The following is a 17,705-nucleotide window of genomic DNA, read 5'->3' on the forward strand; positions in this document are numbered from 1 at the left end:
CTGGAGACGGGGGGCGCTGGCATTTCTTCAGGAGTCGGCGATCAATGGAGATCAAAGAGGGAGGCCCGCATGTGCAACGAGTATCAGCTCATCCTGCCGTTCGACGAGGTGATCGACCCCTTCAACCGAACCGGCGACCGTCTCGTCTTCCCCGGCGGCATGCCCAATTTCGGATCCATGGCCTCGATCCGTGTCGGTGACCGGGCGCCCATCAAAACCCGGGGCCCTGACGGCTCGCAGTTGATCGTGTCGCCCTGGGCCTGGAAGTCGCCGCAGGGAAGACCCGTGTTCAACTTCCGATCCGACGGTCGATCCTTCGACGGCGTCACCCGCTGCCTGATCCCCGCCGACGGCTTCTTCGAGTTCACCGCCGCCGAGCCGGGTCAGAAGCGAAAGACCAAATGGCGCTTCACCATGGCCGACGCGCCGATCTTCTGGGTCGCCGGCCTGGTTCGAGACGGCGCCTTCGCCATGCTGACCACCGAGCCGGGACCGGACATCACTCCCTATCACGATCGCCAGATCGTGCTGTTGAGGTCGGAAGCAGCCCTCGACTGGCTGGATCTCCGCAAGCCCGAGGCCGAACTGCTGCGTGCCCTCCCAAAGGGCAGCCTGTCGGTCGAGAAGGTCTTCCCGGAAGCGGCATGAGTTCCGCAAATCGTCACCGACCCCGATCCTGACCCAGCTGCTTGCCGCTGAGAACCTGGGCGAAACCGCGCGCATCGAGCGAAAGAGTAACGGTCTTTCCCATAGTCGGCGCGGCTTGGCCGACGCCCAGCCGACCATAGTGTTCGGAGCCGTCTGCGGCGCGCACCACCACATAGGGGGAGCCGCCCAGTTCGTCGTGGAAGCCGGTCTTCACGACCTTGCCCGGGACCGGCGCCTTGCCCAGTTGTTCGGCCGACCGCGCGCCGTCGAGACGCCGTTGGTTGAGGGTGCGGATGACGTCCTTCGAAAGCTGCAGCCTCCGAAGTCGGGCTTCCATATCCGGGGCCAGTCGGAGGCGTCGACCGGTTCTTACGGCGAGGCCCAGTGTCTCCAAATGGCGCAGCCGTCCCCGGGTCAGGGCCGTCCAGGCGTCGGCGACCCCGATCCCGTCATCGACACAGCCGTCGGCGTCCGCGGCCGCCAGAAGACGGCGATCGAAGGCGGTGAACCGGTCGGCCTCGGTCTCACGCCACACGCGGCGTTCGGCGTCCTGACGACTGAGGTCTCCGAGGCGTTCCTGGGCCGCTTCCTGGGCTCGGGCGCGAAAGCCGTAGCCGATGTAGTCGCGCGGGATGACGAGATCCCGGCCGTCGCTTCGCCGACCCGGCACGAGCACATGGGCATGGGGTTGGTCGGTGTCGAAATGGCAGACGGCGATCCAGTTCAGACCAGGCTCTCCGAGATCGTCGGCGACCCTCGACATGACCTCCCTTGCGTAGCCCTGCAGGTCCGCAATCCGATCGGCGTGCTCCGGTGAAATGATGAAGCGGAAATGATGCCGGTCCTTCGCCCAGCCCTCCGTGGCGCCGGCCGCATCGACTCGTTCCCGCACCGGGCCGAAGAAGGCCGCGCGCTCGCCGTCCTCTCCGGCGCCCATGCGGCCGAGATAGGCGATGTGGGCGGCCAGCGCCGCGCCCCGTGCGAACCCCTTGCCCATGTGCCGGGACACCAGCGCCTTGACCGTGACGCGCTGCCGGACGTCGAGACGGAAGGGACGACCCGAGCGGTTCTGGGCCGCGCGCAGACAGCCGGCGCGGTCCCCATACGCAAACAGACGCGAGGCCGCGAGCCTCTGGAACATGGCGATCCGGACGCTGGTCTTGTCCGACTTCAACCCCTGCGGAAGACGCACGCTCAAGGTCGAGACGTCATCCTTCGAGGCTTGGGCGAGGCGTACTTCGATGGCGGTTCGGACCTGCATGATCGACGCTCCGGCCTGTCGTCGGCGCGGAATCAGGCGTCAACTCAGCGCAAGTCGACGTCGGTCTCCGCAATCCTCACAAGTGTCTGCCCGGTCTGTAAAAAACAGAAGGCCAAAACCCCTCTTTTATCTTGCCCTAAGCCCTCAATCTGACGATTTCCAACCAGCCTCTCCAACAGTGAACACAGCCGATCAAACCTCGGCAAGACGTGGCGATCCCGGCGTTCAGACCGCTTCAAGCCCGCCGGATGACAAGAAAAAGCCCGCCCGGCCGAAGCCGAGCGGGTCATTGATCCAGGGCGTGTGTCTCAGGCGGCCCGGGCTCTGATGGGCACGTGCCGCAGCCCGTTCTCCATCGCCTTCTGGCGGAGATTGAGCGCCGGTCCGAACGGCCGCTGATCCTCCCGCACCCCGGCCAGCGAATGGACTAGGGTCAGGCAGACCTCCGGCTCCAGCGCGATCAACTCGTCGTTCGCCCGGAAGGGAGCCGCCTTTCCGTTCCTGTCGAAATCCGCCCGCGCGAGGATCAGCTTCACCCCCTTCTGCTGGGCCCATTTGATCGCCAGCTTCTCGGAGCCTTTCGCTCCGGTCGTCGCCAGAGCCATGTCCGGCCATTCCCCCTTCGCCCAGTTCAGGGCGTCGAAGATCCGCCCGGCGTCCTCGGCCGTGTCCGCCGTCGGCGCGCCCCGGAAGGCGATCACCGGACCGCCCGGATCGGCCTCTCCGGACCGACGATTCCGGATCGCCCGGATCGCCTGTTTCGCCTCCAACTGAGCGGCCGTCAGATGGGTGCCGCGCCGTGACCCGCGCCAGGCGGTCCAGACCTCTCCGGTCGCGATCGTCCAGGTTTCGGAGGCCGCATCCCGGATCAGTTCGCAGGCCTGCGTCGCCGCATCACCTGCCCGGGCCTTCGCCGTCGCCTCCTGAAGCTCGACATCGGCCGCTTCCGATCCGTCGAAATCCCGATCCAGGGCGCGCATCGCATCCCGTGCCCGGTCTGCGTCCCGTTCGATCCGTCCCGCGGCCGAGTGGAAGGCGCCGATAAGCGCTTCGCCGAGGATCGTCTGATAGTCCTCCAGAGCGGTGTCGGAGATCACGTCCACGAGCTCGGTCATGAGCGCGCGCCCGAGCTGGATCAGGGCGTCTTCAGTCGGATGTGGACGCGCATCCCCGAGGGACGCGGTCAAGTCGTCGAAGGCGGAGTCGGTCTTCGAGGAAGCGGAGAAGGAGGTGTTGAAGCGGGTCATCGGACCATTCCTTTTGAAGAAGAGAATGTCGAAGCGCCCCATGCGCAACGACCCCGGCTTTGGCCACGGCGGGGTCCCCGGCAGTCACCGGAGCGGAGGGCCGCTTGCCCTCCGTGGAGGGGAACGGCGCAGCCGTTGACTTCCGGGGTGACGTGACAAAGTCGGAGGGCGTTGTGTGGGGGCAAGTCGTCGTCGCCCTTCGCGACGACGACCCTATTCGGCGCCGTCGCGCCGACACGGACGAGACGGCATCGATCTTCTCGTCCCTCGACGCCGGCGGGCCGGCGGCGCATCCCCAGCCGAGCGAGCCGTCCTCAAGGCGTCACGCCCGCGAGGCGCATAAGGCCCTCCACCGACAGCGGTGCGGGCCGATAGGCGATCGCCGCATGGGCGGCGCAAAAGGCGCCGCGTTCAGATGGACGACCGCAGAGGCTGAAGGCGGCGTCACCCGGTTCGCCATACGGCCAACGGCAATCCGTCCGCCTCACCGACAGGATGGTCGCAACGCCATCGGGCGCCACGCGATGCGCCGCCTCACGCCGAGTCCGGGCGCCTGTGCGCCCCTCCGACAGGCCGAGGCGAGCGACCTTGCCGAGGACGGCGTTGCGGGTGAGGCCGCCGCCGAGCTCCAGGGCGATGGTTTCGGCGCTCCGCCCTTCGGGCCACAGGCGCTTCAGCAGATTGATACGGTCTTGGGTCCAGGCGGCCATGGCGTTCTCCTTCGTCGAGCCCCATGGCTCGCCCGACCGCGCCCTTCCTCCGGCCTTTCTGTCGCCAGCACGAAGAAGAGCCCGAGACGCAGCGCGCCCGGGCCCTTCAAATCTCCCCTTCGGATCAGAACGGGATGTCGTCGTTGAGATCGTAGCCGCCGCCCGCCTCGACGCCGCGGTCAGCGACGCCGGACCGGTCTTCAGACGGTTCGCCGGCGACGCGACGGTTCTTCAACCGGATGTCGCTGACGACGAGGCGAAGATCGTAGTGCTCCACTCCGTCTTTGCCGGTCCAGGTGTCGTTTTCGACATGGCCCTGGATCACGACGCGGCTGCCCTTTCGGGCGTAGGGCTGGATGTAGTTTTCAGCTGTCGCCTCGTTGAAGCAGATGCAGTTGAAGCCGGTGGTCCGCTCGCCGGGTTCGCCGTTGGCGCGCCGGAAGCGGGTGGTTTCCACGACACGGAAGCTCGCGCGCTTCTTGCCGGAGTCTTGCGCCGACAGGATGGAAGGGTCTGCGGCCAGATAGCCTTCGAGGGTCAGGGTTTGCATGGTCAGTTTCCTTGAAATGAGGAAAGGAGTTGGGGATCAGGCGGCGGCGCGGTCGTCAGCCACGTCGGCGCTCGCGTCGGCCTGGCGGTCTTCCGCCCAGTCGAGGACGGTGAGCCGGTTGATGACCAGCTCCTTGGCGGTCCGCTCCGACCCGTCGCGGGCGGTGTAGGCGGTGTCGATGAAGGCGCCGATCACGACGGCCTCGCACCCTTGCGCCAGCCCGCGCGCGATGACCTTCTCGTTGAGGCCCTTCGACCAGCTGACGCAGTTGACGCCGACCAGCCGGGCCTTGCCGGCATTGTCGGTTCCGCGCTGTTCGAGCAGGCGGAAGACCGCCTTGCCGAAGTCGTCGCTGATCTGGGGGTCGGCCGCGAGGCGGCCCGTGAACACCATGGTCTGCATGTCAGTCTCCTGTTGATCCGAAGCCGCCGGGGAGCCGATCTCCCCAATCCCGCTTCGCCCGAGACCTCCCTTCCTCCTCAGCTCCCGGCCGGGCGTTTCGCCCGGGCGCGACTGCCTGGACTGTCGCTATCGATCCGCTTTCGCGCGATGCTGGGGCATGTGCGTTCTCACCCTCGCCTGGGATATCCATCCGGACTGGCTGCTCGTGGCGGCTGGCAACCGGGATGAGGCCCACGCCCGCCCGTCCGCGCCTCTGGCGCGCTGGGGCGACGGCTCGGGCGTCATCGGCGGGCGGGATCTTCAGTCCGGCGGCATGTGGCTGGGCGTCTCCGAGCCCCATCCCCGGTTCGCCGTCGTCACCAATGTCACCGGACAGGGCGCGCCGAGTCCCGACCGGCTGAGCCGCGGCAGGTTGGTGCACGACACGCTCGTGAGCCGTGCGCCCTTCGCCTCCCCGGAGCTGAGCCGCTTCAACGCCTTCAACCTGATCGTCGTCGCCGAGGACGCGGCCATGAAGCGGACCAATCGCCCCGAGCCGATGTCCCGGTCTCTGGCTCCGGGGTGGCACGCACTCTCCAACAGTCTTCTCGATGCGGCGTGGGATCGGAAGGAGCGGTTGACCGAGGCCGCACAGGCCCGGCTCGCGGCCGCACCCGGCCAGCCCGAGGGCCTGCTCTCGAGCCTCGACGATCGCGAGCAAGGACGACCGGCCAGGGCGGACCGGCCGATCTTCCTCCTCAACGATCTCTACGGAACGCGGTGCAGCACGGTCGTCGCCGTCGATCGGGCCGGGCGGGGCCGGATCTTGGAGCGAAGGTTCGATGCGGTCGGCGCCGTCACGGGAGAGACGAAGATCGCGTTTCACTGGTTGATCTGACGGCGCCGACCGGACCTCAGGCCGCCGCGCCTTCCAGGATCGACTGGACCGGGTGGCGGCGCAGCACCCCCTCCACGACCTCGGGTCGCTCTACCGGAACGAAGACCCGTGGGGCATAGGCGATGATCTCGACGAAGCAGCCGAGCGCGACCAGGGCGTCGCGGTCGGTGCGGCCCCCGATCACTTCCAGCCGCCAGCGGTCCATGACCCGCGACCGTTTGAGCCACAGGCCGCCCGAAAGGGCGAGCTGCACATTGCGGTCGAGCACGGCCGCGGCGGTGCGACCGCCGTCGGCCCAGGCGTCGCCGACCTCGGTCAGGCCAAGCGCCGTCTTCAGGCTGGAGGCCTGAACTTCGTCCAGCACCCGGCCCAGCCAACGTCGACCGTCCGGCGCGCGCACGCGGCGAACCGAACAGCCCTTGGACGGCAGCTTTCCCCAGATCGGCAACAGCAGGCCGGTCGCCAGGGTCAGGCGGCGCGTCCGCCACGGATCGGTCGCCGCGACTTCGGCGTCCCAGACCGCCCGCCACGCCGCCTCGTCGGCCTGGGCCCAGGCCGATTCCTCGAACGTCTTCTCCGGCGTGACCTGATGTTGGTCGGGCCGCAACAGACGTACGGCCGGAACAAGCCTGTCATCGTCGGTCGTGGTGGTCAGCCCGAACTCGGCCAGGGCGGCGCGACCGGAACGGTCGTTGACGACCAGACGGAAGGCCGAGCCCTCCGCGCCTTCCAGCGCGGCATCCGAGCTGACGATGTCACGCCGCACCTTCAGTTCGAAGGTGACGAGCGCGGTCTCCGCCCCGGTCGACACGTCGGTGCGGATGGTCTCCTCCTCGACCACGGCCAGTTCCTCGGCCTCGATGTCCTCCAGTCCGCGATCCAGATCGCCCGAGGCGGCGGCGCGTTCGAGGATGCCTGAAAGGATGCCGTCGAAGTCGGCGAACAGGGCGTTTTGGTCGGCGATGCGCAGCGCCAGCAGCCGGTTCAGGAAGGTGTGGATGGGCGGCAGATCGTCGGAGGGCTTGAGCCCGCCGTCGGCGTCGTGCAGCTTCAGGCCGGTCTTCGTCTCGAAGTCCTCCAGGGTCATGGATGACAGTTCGCCGAAGCCGAGCGCGCCGTAGAAGACCAGCAATGCGCGGCGCGCACACGGGCTTTCCAGATTGTCCTCGGCCCGAAACAGACCCGCGCCCGCCGTGCGGCGTTCGCCGCGCGTCAGGGCCCCCAGCGAATCCAGCCGTCGAGCGATGGTCGAGGTGAACCGCTTCTCGCCGTGGATGTCGGTCGTGACCGGCCGGAACAGCGGCGGACAGGCCTGATGGGTCCGATGAGACCGCCCCAGGCCCTGGATGGCGGCGTCCGCTCGCCAGCCCGGTTCCACCAGATAGTGCGAGCGGCGCTGCTGGTTCGGCGCCGAGAGGTCGGCGTGGTAGCTGCGTCCCGTGCCGCCTGCGTCCGAGAAGACCAGGATGCGCTTGCGGCCGGACATGAAGGCGTCGGTCTCTGACCGCGCCGCAGAGGCGCCGCGCCGCTCGACAAGGCGGCGTCCGTCACGCGAGATCACGCGACGCGACCGTCCCGTGATCTCTGCGACCGCCGCCGTGCCGAATGTGTCCAGAAGGGTATCGAGCACGCCGGGCACGGCGGGCAGGAGCGCCATCTTCTCGATCAGGTCTTCGCGCCGGCGCAACGCCTCCTGGCTAACGGCGGGCCGGCCGTCGACCATAACCGGAACCAGCGTCACCGCGCCGTCGTCACCCTCGATCGCCTCCATGAGGTTCACCGGGAAGGCTTCGCGCAGATAGTCGAGGACGTATTCGCGCGGGGTCAGATCGATGGAGAGGTTGTTCCACTCCTCCGGCGGGATCGAGGCCAGTCGCCGCTCCATCACCGCCTCGTTCGTCGAAACGATCTGGACCACGGCGGAACGCCCTTCGGCCAGGTCAGCCCGGATCGACGCCGCCAGGGTGGGCGCCTTCAACCCCGCGAGGAGATGGCCGAAGAAGCGCAGCTTGGCGCCTTCGAACGCGGAATGGACGGCCGAGGCGGCCAGGCCGCTCTTGGACCTGCCCTCCTCATCACTGAAGCCGGTCGCTTTCAGCGCCTCGCCCAGATTGGCGTGGATCAGCTGGAAGGCGTCGGCCCAGGCGCCCCAGATAGCGATGTCGCCCCCGGTCAGGGCATGGAAGAGCGGCTCGTACTCGACGCCCTCGAACGACAACGACCGCGCGACGTACAGGCCCAGCGCCTTGAGCTCGCGCGCCACGAGCTCCATGGCGGCGACTCCGCCCTTGTCCATGGCGTCGAGGAAGTCGTCGCGGGTCACGAAGGGCGCCTCCGGTCCGCCCCAGAGACCCAGACGGGCCGCGTAAGCCAGATTCTCCGCCGTAGTGGCGCCGGTCGCCGAGACATAGAGCACCCGGGCGTTCGGCAGTCGGTTCTGAAGCGCCAGACCGGCCATGCCCTGCAGGGAGGCCTTCTTCGTCCCCCGCGCCCCCTTGCCGCCGTCCGCGGCGTTGGCCATGGCGTGGGCCTCGTCGAAGGCGATGACGCCGTCGAAATCCTCGCCCAACCAGGCGACGATCTGGTCGAGCCGCGACATCTTCTGGCCGCGCGCCGGCTGGCGAAGGGTGGCGTAGGTGGTGAAGATGATCCCACGATCGAGCCGCACGCCTTCTCCCAGCTTCCAGCTGTTGAGCGGCACGATATCGTGGGCCCCGCCGCCGATCGCGCCCCAGTCGCGTCGCGCGTCGTCGAGAAGGGCGTCGTTCTTGGACAGCCATAGGGCCTTGGTTCGCCCTTGGGCTATGTTGTCGGCGATGACGGCGGCAATCTCCCGGCCCTTGCCGCAGCCGGTGCCGTCGCCAAGGAAGAAGCCGCGCCGGAGCTGGACGGAACCCTCGTCCTCCTCCCGCGACAGCCTGAGCTGGTGAGCCGCCTCTCCCGGCGTCCACCAGGCGGGCAGCATGGCGGCGTGAGCCTCTCCGGTGTAGATGACTGTCTCGAGCTGGGCATCGGAAATCCGACCATCTTTCCGGACCGACGGCGGCAGCACCGGCCGATAGGTCGGCGCCGGCGGCGCGACCGACGCCATCGGGCCGGATTCCACCAAGGGAGAAGGATGCGGCTTTTCGTCGGTCAGGGCGATCCGCGCCAATCGGTGCGCCTGGTAGAGGCCGACATCGCGGCCCTCGCCCGTCCAGGCGAGGGCCTGATAGGTGATGGGGGACGCTCCCGCGAGGAAGCCGAGGCGCCCGGACGGCAGGGCCAGCGACCGGTCTCCAGGCGTCAGCAAGGTCTGGGCCCCGAGTTCGAGACGAACCCTCGGCCTCGCCTTGGCGCGCTCCGGAACGACGGAGGCGAGCGCAGCGCAGGCGGCGACAGCTTCACCGTTCGCGAGCGCCGCGACCTCTGCGCCGCCCTCGAGCCGGTCCAGAACCAGCAACCCGGTTTCAACGCTGGTGCCGTGCCTGGAGAAGGCGCGCGGCGGGAAGCCGATCCGGGCGACGACACGCCCCCTGGCGCTCAACCGACGCATCAGACCCTCGTCGATGAGGGCGGTGATCGGCACGACGGCGGACAGGCGCCCGCCATCGGCCAGGGCCGAGAAGGCCCCCGTCAGGTGCGCCTCCAGGTCGGTGAAGGGCGGATTGCAGACCGCGACGTCGAAGCCGCCCGCGCCCGGCAACAAGTCCTCGACGCGACGTCCATCAAGACGTGATCGCGTCGCCGAAGCGAAGAGGCCGTCGAGCAGGACGGCGCGACGCTCGGCCAGTTCATTCAGCGTCAGAGCCCCGCCGCAGGCCTCGGCAACGATAGCGATCAGCCCGGTGCCCGCCGAAGGCTCCAGCACCTTGTCCCCCGGGCGAACCTGGCCGGCCAACACCACGAGCGCCGCCAGTTCCGGCGGCGTGGAGAACTGGTCCAGCGCGATCTGATCCTCGCTGCGTCGGCTGTGGGTCAGCCCCAGGGCGCCGACCGTCGCCAGAAGGGCGGCGATGGCGGCCGGCGCGTCCTCGAGCCGCGACACCTGCGGCGCCAGCCGGCGGATCTGCAGAACGGTCGCCGCCTCGATGGCCTCATAGGCGTCCCGCCAGTTCCACAAGCCCTCGGCGTCCGACCCGCCGAAGCCGGTGGTCATGATGCTGGAGACCAGTTTGCGGTCCAGCGGGCGGGACCGGGCCAGGTGGGTGGCGAGCGCCCGGGCGGCCGCCATGAGGTTGGCGGCGCGGTCGCACGGGCGTGGTGCGCCGAAGAGCGAGAGGCTGACGGTCTGAGGCGGTGTCTGCGCGGCGGTCATGGGAACGGCTCCGTCGCCCGGAGCGGCGGGCTCATCCCTCCGGTCCTCCAGGCTCGCGCCCTGCTACCCTTCCTCCCGCCTTCCATGACGAAGGCCCGCCGCGACGGTGTCGCAGCAGGCCTCGCCGTCTTCGCGCCTGGATCAGGCGGCGTCGTCGAGCGCCGCCTCGCCTTCAGCAGTGACCTCGAAGGCGCCCGCTCCATCGTCAGCGTCGCCTTCGTTCTCTTCGGCCCTGTCGCTAACCGGATCGTCAGCCTCGGGGGGCGCGGTCCAGGACAGGCTGGCCGGCGCCCATCCCTTCTCGGCCGCGTTCTCCTCGACCCAGGGGATCAGATCGGCCTTCTTCAGCAGACCTGCTCTCACATCCGCGCGGTCCATCTCTTCCAGCATCTTCAGCAGGAGGGCCTTGGAATGCGGCTTCAGGAACTCGGCGTCCGGCGTCCAGTGCAGACTGATGTCGGCGCCGCAGAGTTCGGCGAGTTCGGCGGCTTCGGCCCTGGCGGCGCGGCGGATCAAGGTCGTCCGCTCCTCGCGGAGATCGATGGTGAGAGCGGTCAGTTCGGCCAGCAGAGCCATCTTGTCGCCGTGGGCGAGGGCGTGGACCCAGGCGATCACGGTCTGACCCGAAGCCTCCCACGCAGCTCGCCGATCCTCAATCCGGCGCCAAACGTCTCCGTCGAGGCTGTCGATCACCCGCCCGCCTGCCGGCTTGAAAGCCGAAGCCGTCAAAGCGAGCGCCGCCTCGGAACGCTGGCCGTAGATCCGGATGGCCACCTCGCTGAACAGTCGAGCGATCAACGCCGTGAAGGCGACGCCGGGATCGTCAGCCAGGGCGCGGATCAGGCCTCGTGTTGCCACGTCCGTTCGCACGGCGTGGAGGGCGTGGTTCACGCCTTCCGTTTCGGGCTCGGGAGTCTCGACTGAAGGCGATTGATAGGCCGGCGCCGGCGCCACGCACGAGGTCGCTTCCGTATCCCGGCCGTCCGCCTCCTCTTCGACGTCCGGTTCTTCGGGGGTGAAGCACTGAATCTCGATCCCCGTGCGCGCCGCCGGTCGCAGCACGACGGTCGTCGCTGCGCGTCCACCCCATCCCGCCTGGTCCATCGCCAGTCGCGCACGGATCATCGCGTCGATGGCCATGTCGACCGGTTCGGCGTCGGTGGTCTCGGTGAGTACTTCGGTGACCGCCTCGGCCGGGACGTTGAAGGCGTCCCGCTTGTCGCGATAGTTCGCCATCTCAGCTGCGGGAAGCGTGCCGCCGTAGACATAGCCGGCGGGTTCCAGGTCCTCGGGCAGATCCGGCGTGGGACCCGCCGTGACGTGAACCGTGAGACCTTCGGCTTCATGCACAAGGGCGATTTCGCGGGCACGCTTCGTCCAGACCTGGGTGAGGATGGACGGGTCCAGCAGAACGGGCGGCAACTCGCCGAAGAGGTCGGTCTCGGTGCGTCCCCCAGCCTGGGCGTAGCGGTCCGGGCCGACCAGCGCGCAACGGGCGTCGCGGGCGGTCACGCGACCCTCGTCGAGCTTTTCCGTCACGCGCCAGTCCTGAAAGCCGTGACCCTCGAGGGCCATACTGGCGAGCTCTGCCTGCTCGTCCGAGTCGTTCAGACGGGCGAGCAGGCGCGCCTGGCGCAGGTTCAGCCGGCCGAGCCGCAGCGCCTGAAGCGCGACGTCCGGAAGGGCGGAAAGGGCCGCGAGACGCTTAATGTCGATCTCCGCGTATCCCAGCGCCTTGGCGATCGTGGGCACGCCGAGCTTGCCCTTCAGCATTCGGCCGATCGCCGCGATGATGTCGGCGACATGGACCGGCACGGCCGTGTTGGTGAGCAGGACGGCCGCGGCCTGGCGGGCGGGATCCGTCTCGACGAAGACATCGACGAGGAAGCTGTCGTCGATACGTCCCTGTTCGACCAGAAGACGAAGCGCCAGCAAGCGCCGCCGGCCGTCGAGCGCCATGTTGGCGGCTTCCTTCTTTCGACCGGGTCGGACGGTCAGGGGCTGTAGCTGACCGGCGGCGAACAGGGTCTCGGCAAACAGAGGAATGTCATCGTCGGGGGGCTCGCCGAAGCGAAGGTTCTCCGGGGCGATGTCGAGATCACGGAGATGAACCAGCGGGCGGTTACGGGTCGAGGCGACCTGGAAGGGGGTGGCGACGACCGCGACGGCGGTGGAACGGGACATGAGGGCTCTCCTGCCGCAGGCGAGGTCCATCCCCGCCTCTACGGCGCCCGCCCGCGCCCTTCCTTTCCTGCTTTCTGACGGTCTCGGGCGACCTCGTTCCAGTCGCCGAACGGGGGCGGGGGAAAGGCCAGGACCGCCTCCACGCCATCGCGCTCGAGCCGGTTCGCCAGGCGCATCGCGGCGGTCTCTCCCGCTTCGCCCCGGTCTCCGGCGATGAGAACCGTCGAGACCTGGTCGGGCGCATGCCACCGCGAGAGGTTTCCGGCGGACATGAGCGCCCAGCCCGGCAGGTCGAACCGGACCATGGCGGACAGGGTGGTCACGACGCCCTCGGCCACCAGCATCCGCGCCGCCGCGGGACGCAGACGGACGGCCGATCCCGACGGGACCTGGCCCACGGTCTTGCGGGGAACGCTCAGACCCGATGCGACCTGCCCGTTGGTCGCGAGATAGGTGAGCTCGACGGCCGTGAGATCCCCCGAGGGCGACCGGATCCCGGTCATCATCGCGCGTCCGGCGCGCCGCCCCGGCCGGTAGACCGAGAAGGGGGCGCGGGGATGTTCGAGCAGGTCGTCGAGGTCCTCCCGCCAGCCGACGCGGCGCACGGCGAGGTGACGTGCGACCACGCCGGTCCGGGCGGGCGTTACCCCATCCCGCCAGAGCGCTCCCGCAACCGCCCGCCGTCGGGGGTGGTCGATCACGGGCCTCTCCGGCGTGTCCGCGACGCCCAGGAGCCGACCGCCGGGATCGACCATTCCGCGCCGCCGCAGGTCGTCGCGCACCTCCCGCCAATCGGCCGCACCGAAGGTGTGGATGACGACCCGACCGCCATCGAGCAGCAACGAGACCGAACGATCCGCCTTCCCATGGCCGGGCGCCGGCACATTGGCGCGCAAGCCGTTCTGGTAGAGGTCTCCGCCGAGGATCGTCACGATCTGGCGCAGGCTCACCGGAAGTGCCCGAGGGTGCGCAGGCTGGCCGTACCATCCCTCCCGACGACCAGATGATCGTGAACCTGGATGTCGAAGACCTTGGCGGCGTCGACGATCTTCCCCGTCATCTCGATGTCGGCGCGGGACGGCTCGGGATCGCCGGAGGGGTGATTGTGGACGAGGATGATGGATGCGGCCGACATCTCCAGCGCCCGCCGCACGACCTCGCGCGGATAGACGGGGGCATGGTCGATCGTGCCGTGGGCGACCAGTTCATCGCTCAGGAGCCGGTTGCGCTTGTCGAGAAACAGGGCCCGGAATTGCTCGCGGGGCTCCTCGGCCAAGGCGACCCGGACATAGGCGAGCAAGGCCGTCCAACTGGTGATGACCGGCCGTCTCGAAGCCTCGGCGCGGACCAGCCGTTCGCTGAGCACACGGAGCAGTTTGAGATCGGTCAGCGCCCTTGGTCCCAGTCCGCTCGCGCGCGCGAGTTCCGGCACATCGGCAGAAGCGATCGCGGCGATGTCGCCGAACCGGTCGAACAGGGCGTCCACGGCGGGGATGGATGTCTGGCGCATGCTGCGGCCGAGCAGAAGCGCCAGGAGGGCGCGGTCGTCAAGGTTCGCGAGGGAACTCGTGTCGGGCGAACGCACAACTGCGGCGATCGCGGGTTCGAGGTCAGGAAGCGGGCGCATGGCGGTCTCCAGCAAGCTCCCAATCGGAGCATTCCCGGCCGCCCTTCCTTTCTTCCCGATCGCGCTTTTCGATCCGACCGGGTCGGCCTAGGTTGGGCCCATGAAATGGTGGCTCATCCTCCCGCTCCTCGCCGCACCCGCGATCGCCCATGCCGATCCGTGCGAGGGGCGATTGTCGGATCGCGCCGGTCAGGTTTTCGCCGGGCAAGCCCGCTATGTCGGCGACGGCGACGGGCTCTGCGTCGGCGACAGCACGAACCCCTCCACCTGGATCGAGGTGAGGCTCGCGGACTTCAATGCCCCGGAGCTCAACGCACCGGGCGGACGCGCTGCCCGTGATCAATTGCGCCGTCTGGTGATGGGGCCGACGTCTCGAATGCGTGGCGACGCGAGGACGTAGCGACCGGGTAATCGCCTATGATCGGGTGATCGCGACCTGTTGGCTCGACGGTCGTCGCGTCGGCGACCTCCTGAGGGCCGCCGGGGTGCGCGACGACGGCAACTGACCCGTCACGGCTCAGCGACGAACCGACAGCGAGAATATATTGCGGCCCAGCCGGATCGTGCAAAGCGGCTCGCCCGCGTGACGCGCCTCTATATCGGCGTCGACGGCGCCCGCGGACTGGATTTGCGGCCAGAAAGTCGCCTCAAACGGCCCTCTCCCTCGAAGTTTCGATGGTCTTCGAACGGATGGTCGCCATGCCGCCAGCGCGCCTCGCCGGTCTCGCCGCCGCCCTGCTCCTCGCGCTTCAGGCGTCCACCCAGACCTTCGCCTGGCTCTATCGCTATCATGTGACGCTGGGACCCGCGCTCCGGCTGGACGAGACGGGCGTCTACTGGCCCTGGATGATCCTCGTCTGGCGTCAGAGGTTCGGGGCGGCGGAGGCGGACGCCTTCGCCCTGCCGCTCTCGGTCTTCATGCTCGTGATAGCCGCGGGCGCCGGGGGCCTGCTTCTGTTCGACGGCGGCGCCGTGAAGCGAACACGCGGGTGGGGTGGTCTTGCGGAGGCTCGCCGTGCGGGCCTGAGGCACGACGCGGGTTGCATCCTCGGGCGGTTGCAGGGCCGTCTTCTGGCCACGACCGACCTGCGCCCGACGCTCGTGACGGGCGGGACCCGGGCGGGGAAGGGGCGGGGCCATGTCGTGCCCACCCTGTTGAGCTGGACCGACAGCGTCCTGGTCCATGATCCAAAGGGTGAGCTGTGGCGGGTGACCGCCGGTTGGCGCGCCCAGCACAGTCATGCGCTCTACTTCAACCCGCGGGACCCAGCGTCCGCGCGCTTCAATCCTCTGGCGGAGATCAGACCGGGGCCCCAGGAACTGGCGCAGGTCCAGCGGCTGGTCGCCATCCTCAGCGATCCTGGAGGCGCACGGGACGACGAGGCCATCTGGGACAAGGCTGCGTCCGAGATCCTCGAGGCCGTGATCCTGCACGTCCTCTACACGGCGCCGGACGCGGACAAGACGTTGTTGACGGTGAGAACGATCCTCGCCGATCTGGACGCGGCCGCCGACGTGATGGTCCGGACCCTTCATCGTCTGGGTCCCGAGGGCGTCCCCGAGGTCCATCCCTTCATCTCCACGGCGGTGAAGGGCTACGCGGCGATGCACGACCGCTTTCGCACGTCGGTGCAGGGCACGGCGCGCAGCTATCTCAAGTGGCTCGCCGGCGACGATCTGGTTCGCGCGATGTCGGCATCGGATTTCGCGCTCGGCGACCTCATGTGCGCGGAGGCGCCGATCTCCCTCTATGTGCAGGTTGCTCCGGCCGACGCCGTCGCCTTGCGACCGGTGATCCGGCTTCTCTTCTACGCGGCGGCACAGGCCCTGACCGCCGCCGAGCACGCCGACGACGCAGGCCGCGAGAAGCGCCGGCGTCTTTTGATGCTCATGGACGAGTTTCCCCTGCTGGGCCGTCTGGCGTTCTTCGAGAAGTCCCTGCGCCTGATGAGCGGCTACGGCATCAAGACGATGTTCGTCGCCCAGTCCCTGAACGACATCGTCGAGACCTATGGGGCCAACAACACCATCCTCGACAACTGCCATGTCTACACCGCCTTCAGCGCTCTCGATCCGCTGACGCAGGACAAGGTGTCCAAGCTCACCGGCATAGTGCTGGAGCGAAAGACCAGCCGCAGTGGCCCGGCGGGGCTGGGCGCCGGCCGAAGCTCGGTGTCCCGCTCCGAGATCGAACGTCCCCTGCTGGAGCCTGGCGAAATCCGGGCGCTTCCGGACGAGGTGCAGCTGACCTTTGCGGCAGGGCACAGGCCGCTGCGGACACGCAAGGTCCTCTACGACAAGGAGCGGCCCTTCCGGGCCCGCGCGGACCTGCCGCCGCCGGATCAGGCGGCTGGCGTCGATACGCCCGGCGCTCCGGCTCACCCCTGGGCGGGGCGACGGGGTCTGGGCGAGGATCCAGAGGCGGCTCTGCCGCTGTTCAAGGAGGTAGAGGCGGCGATCCATGATCGACGGGTCGCCGCCAAGGCGGCCGAAACCTACGAGCGGATCTCGACGGCCTTCGCGGCGGAACAGGCGGTGCTCGACGGGTTGCAGGGAGGCGGCGATGGGCGGGCGTGAGACCGGGGCGACGCGGATTCAGGTCTATCTCACGGACCCCCGCGTGGTCGCCGCCCTGCAGCGGGAAGCGCGCTCGGCCAACATCCCGATCAGCCAGGCCGCCGGACGCTCGCTTGCGAAGGGCCTGGCCAGAAGCCTCCCGGCCGATCCGGACGACCGTCTGCTCCAGCTCGACCGCGCGCTGAGAGACCACATGCGGTCGACGGCGCGAGACGTGCAGATCATCCAGGAGCTGGTCATCGAGGTCGCGCGCGCCTTCTTCATGCGTTTGCCGGACGCCGTCACGGATCAGGATCCTGTCGCCCGCGCCGCTGTGGACCGACGGATCGAACAGCTTCTCGACGACACGGCCGCACGGCTGATCTCGAGCGGCAGGCCGCAGCGCGGGACGGTCGAATGAGCGTCCATCCCATCGTCGGCGAACGAAAGCTGGAGGCGCTTCGCCACGCGCTGGGGCCCGACATCCTTGCGGCGCTGACCGATCCGCTTGTGGTCGAAGTCCTCGTCAATCCGGATGGACGCCTGGTCCTGGATCGCGTCGGGACCGGGCGCGCCGATACAGGTTATGGGTTGGAGTCAGAAGCCCGGGAACGCGTCATCCGGTTGATCGCGGACTATGTGGGGGATCCGGTCACCCGGGAGAATCCACGTCTGGCAGGGGTTCTTCCGGTCACCGGGGAACGGTTCCAGGGGTTCCTCCCGCCGGTCACCGCCGCGCCCGCTTTTTCGATCCGGAAACGACCCGCCGTGATCTGGACCCTGGACGACTATGTCCGTGACGGCGTGGTGACAGAGGGTCAGGCCGAGGTCCTGCGGGCCGCGGTGCGCGATCGCCGGAATCTGCTGATCTCGGGCGGTACGGGTTCGGGGAAGACGACGCTCGCCAATGCTTTGCTCGCGGAGCCGACGTTCGCGAACGATCGTGTCTTCCTGATCGAAGACACCCCTGAACTTCAATGTTCCGCGTGGGATCTCGTCGCCACCCTCACACGCCGCCACCCCGTCCCGATCGGGGTCGTCGATCTGGTCCGTGACGCTCTGCGCATGCGACCCGATCGGATCGTGGTGGGAGAAATGCGAGAAGGGTCGGCGGCGCTCGAAACGCTCAAGGCCTGGAACACCGGGCATCCGGGCGGCCTGTCGACGATCCACGCGAATTCCGCCCGCGAGGCCGTGGCCCGGATCGAGGACCTGATCGCCGAGGTCGGGCCAGCGATCCCGCACCGTATGATCATCCAGTCCATCGACATCATCGTCCACATCCGACGGACCCGGACGGGCCGGGTCGTCGATGACCTGCTGCCCATTGGAAGCTGACGCGGGGT

General features: G+C 68.6%; 15 protein-coding genes. 6 read left to right on the forward strand and 9 right to left on the reverse strand.

Features of this window, described 5'->3' with window-relative positions:
- Positions 1-69: 69 nt before the first annotated feature.
- A complete protein-coding gene (locus RSD66_RS03820; RefSeq protein WP_415289046.1) occupies positions 70-648 on the forward strand; it encodes an SOS response-associated peptidase family protein in 579 nt (192 codons plus the stop codon).
- A 13-nt stretch (positions 649-661) separates the two neighbouring features.
- On the opposite strand, the gene RSD66_RS03825 is transcribed toward RSD66_RS03820, so the two are convergent.
- The 5 genes from RSD66_RS03825 to RSD66_RS03845 all read right to left on the reverse strand — a co-directional run bounded on the left by RSD66_RS03825 (position 662) and on the right by RSD66_RS03845 (position 4,818).
- Complete coding sequence (locus RSD66_RS03825) at positions 662-1,909, reverse strand: DUF3363 domain-containing protein (RefSeq protein ID WP_415289047.1); 1,248 nt, start codon at positions 1,907-1,909, stop codon at positions 662-664.
- A gap of 308 nt (positions 1,910-2,217) precedes the next feature.
- Complete coding sequence (locus RSD66_RS03830) at positions 2,218-3,156, reverse strand: DUF2493 domain-containing protein (protein WP_415289048.1); 939 nt, start codon at positions 3,154-3,156, stop codon at positions 2,218-2,220.
- Between the two features lie 314 nt (positions 3,157-3,470).
- Positions 3,471-3,866, reverse strand: a complete 396-nt coding sequence (locus RSD66_RS03835) for a GcrA family cell cycle regulator (protein ID WP_415289049.1) — start codon at positions 3,864-3,866, stop codon at positions 3,471-3,473.
- 124 nt (positions 3,867-3,990) lie between these two features.
- Positions 3,991-4,416, reverse strand: coding sequence for a single-stranded DNA-binding protein (locus RSD66_RS03840; RefSeq protein ID WP_415289050.1), 426 nt, complete (start codon positions 4,414-4,416; stop codon positions 3,991-3,993).
- 36 nt (positions 4,417-4,452) lie between these two features.
- The gene (locus RSD66_RS03845; RefSeq protein WP_415289051.1) at positions 4,453-4,818 is read right to left on the reverse strand and encodes a single-stranded DNA-binding protein; all 366 of its coding nucleotides are present in this window, start codon (positions 4,816-4,818) and stop codon (positions 4,453-4,455) included.
- Between the two features lie 157 nt (positions 4,819-4,975).
- Between RSD66_RS03845 and RSD66_RS03850 the strand changes: the two genes are divergently transcribed.
- Positions 4,976-5,695, forward strand: coding sequence for an NRDE family protein (locus tag RSD66_RS03850; protein WP_415289052.1), 720 nt, complete (start codon positions 4,976-4,978; stop codon positions 5,693-5,695).
- A 16-nt stretch (positions 5,696-5,711) separates the two neighbouring features.
- Here the strand turns inward: RSD66_RS03850 and RSD66_RS03855 are convergent, their stop codons facing one another.
- The 4 genes from RSD66_RS03855 to radC all read right to left on the reverse strand — a co-directional run bounded on the left by RSD66_RS03855 (position 5,712) and on the right by radC (position 13,803).
- Positions 5,712-9,992: a strawberry notch-like NTP hydrolase domain-containing protein gene (locus tag RSD66_RS03855; protein WP_415289053.1), complete on the reverse strand. Its 4,281-nt coding sequence runs from the start codon at positions 9,990-9,992 to the stop codon at positions 5,712-5,714.
- 141 nt (positions 9,993-10,133) lie between these two features.
- Positions 10,134-12,176 (reverse strand): ParB/RepB/Spo0J family partition protein, encoded by a 2,043-nt coding sequence (locus tag RSD66_RS03860; protein WP_415289054.1) that lies wholly within the window; start codon positions 12,174-12,176, stop codon positions 10,134-10,136.
- A 38-nt stretch (positions 12,177-12,214) separates the two neighbouring features.
- Positions 12,215-13,126, reverse strand: a complete 912-nt coding sequence (locus RSD66_RS03865) for a toprim domain-containing protein (protein ID WP_415289055.1) — start codon at positions 13,124-13,126, stop codon at positions 12,215-12,217.
- Positions 13,123-13,803, reverse strand: coding sequence for a RadC family protein (radC, locus tag RSD66_RS03870; protein ID WP_415289056.1), 681 nt, complete (start codon positions 13,801-13,803; stop codon positions 13,123-13,125). Before radC ends, RSD66_RS03865 begins: the two co-directional genes overlap by 4 nt.
- A 100-nt stretch (positions 13,804-13,903) precedes the next feature.
- Here radC and RSD66_RS03875 point away from each other — a divergent pair, with 100 nt between their 5' ends.
- The 4 genes from RSD66_RS03875 to trbB all read left to right on the forward strand — a co-directional run bounded on the left by RSD66_RS03875 (position 13,904) and on the right by trbB (position 17,697).
- Positions 13,904-14,203: a hypothetical protein gene (locus RSD66_RS03875; protein WP_415289057.1), complete on the forward strand. Its 300-nt coding sequence runs from the start codon at positions 13,904-13,906 to the stop codon at positions 14,201-14,203.
- 275 nt (positions 14,204-14,478) lie between these two features.
- Complete coding sequence (locus tag RSD66_RS03880) at positions 14,479-16,380, forward strand: type IV secretory system conjugative DNA transfer family protein (protein WP_415289058.1); 1,902 nt, start codon at positions 14,479-14,481, stop codon at positions 16,378-16,380.
- On the forward strand, positions 16,367-16,780 hold the full coding sequence (locus RSD66_RS03885; RefSeq protein ID WP_415289059.1) for a hypothetical protein: 414 nt from the start codon (positions 16,367-16,369) through the stop codon (positions 16,778-16,780). Before RSD66_RS03880 ends, RSD66_RS03885 begins: the two co-directional genes overlap by 14 nt.
- A complete protein-coding gene (trbB, locus tag RSD66_RS03890; protein WP_415289060.1) occupies positions 16,777-17,697 on the forward strand; it encodes a P-type conjugative transfer ATPase TrbB in 921 nt (306 codons plus the stop codon). Before RSD66_RS03885 ends, trbB begins: the two co-directional genes overlap by 4 nt.
- The last annotated feature ends 8 nt before the right edge of the window (positions 17,698-17,705 follow it).

The sequence above is a fragment of the Brevundimonas sp. S1H14 genome (assembly GCF_047716865.1).
In the GTDB taxonomy this organism is placed as follows: Bacteria; Pseudomonadota; Alphaproteobacteria; order Caulobacterales; family Caulobacteraceae; genus Brevundimonas; species Brevundimonas naejangsanensis.

What these genes read in the sequence shown, in the direction of transcription:
- RSD66_RS03820 (WP_415289046.1), top strand. Translation starts at nt 70, where the DNA reads ATGTGCAACGAGTATCAGCTCATCCTGCCGTTCGACGAGGTGATCGAC.
- RSD66_RS03825 (WP_415289047.1), bottom strand. Translation starts at nt 1,909, where the DNA reads ATGCAGGTCCGAACCGCCATCGAAGTACGCCTCGCCCAAGCCTCGAAG.
- RSD66_RS03830 (WP_415289048.1), bottom strand. Translation starts at nt 3,156, where the DNA reads ATGACCCGCTTCAACACCTCCTTCTCCGCTTCCTCGAAGACCGACTCC.
- RSD66_RS03835 (WP_415289049.1), bottom strand. Translation starts at nt 3,866, where the DNA reads ATGGCCGCCTGGACCCAAGACCGTATCAATCTGCTGAAGCGCCTGTGG.
- RSD66_RS03840 (WP_415289050.1), bottom strand. Translation starts at nt 4,416, where the DNA reads ATGCAAACCCTGACCCTCGAAGGCTATCTGGCCGCAGACCCTTCCATC.
- RSD66_RS03845 (WP_415289051.1), bottom strand. Translation starts at nt 4,818, where the DNA reads ATGCAGACCATGGTGTTCACGGGCCGCCTCGCGGCCGACCCCCAGATC.
- RSD66_RS03850 (WP_415289052.1), top strand. Translation starts at nt 4,976, where the DNA reads ATGTGCGTTCTCACCCTCGCCTGGGATATCCATCCGGACTGGCTGCTC.
- RSD66_RS03855 (WP_415289053.1), bottom strand. Translation starts at nt 9,992, where the DNA reads ATGACCGCCGCGCAGACACCGCCTCAGACCGTCAGCCTCTCGCTCTTC.
- RSD66_RS03860 (WP_415289054.1), bottom strand. Translation starts at nt 12,176, where the DNA reads ATGTCCCGTTCCACCGCCGTCGCGGTCGTCGCCACCCCCTTCCAGGTC.
- radC (WP_415289056.1), bottom strand. Translation starts at nt 13,803, where the DNA reads ATGCGCCCGCTTCCTGACCTCGAACCCGCGATCGCCGCAGTTGTGCGT.
- RSD66_RS03875 (WP_415289057.1), top strand. Translation starts at nt 13,904, where the DNA reads ATGAAATGGTGGCTCATCCTCCCGCTCCTCGCCGCACCCGCGATCGCC.
- RSD66_RS03880 (WP_415289058.1), top strand. Translation starts at nt 14,479, where the DNA reads ATGGTCTTCGAACGGATGGTCGCCATGCCGCCAGCGCGCCTCGCCGGT.
- RSD66_RS03885 (WP_415289059.1), top strand. Translation starts at nt 16,367, where the DNA reads ATGGGCGGGCGTGAGACCGGGGCGACGCGGATTCAGGTCTATCTCACG.
- trbB (WP_415289060.1), top strand. Translation starts at nt 16,777, where the DNA reads ATGAGCGTCCATCCCATCGTCGGCGAACGAAAGCTGGAGGCGCTTCGC.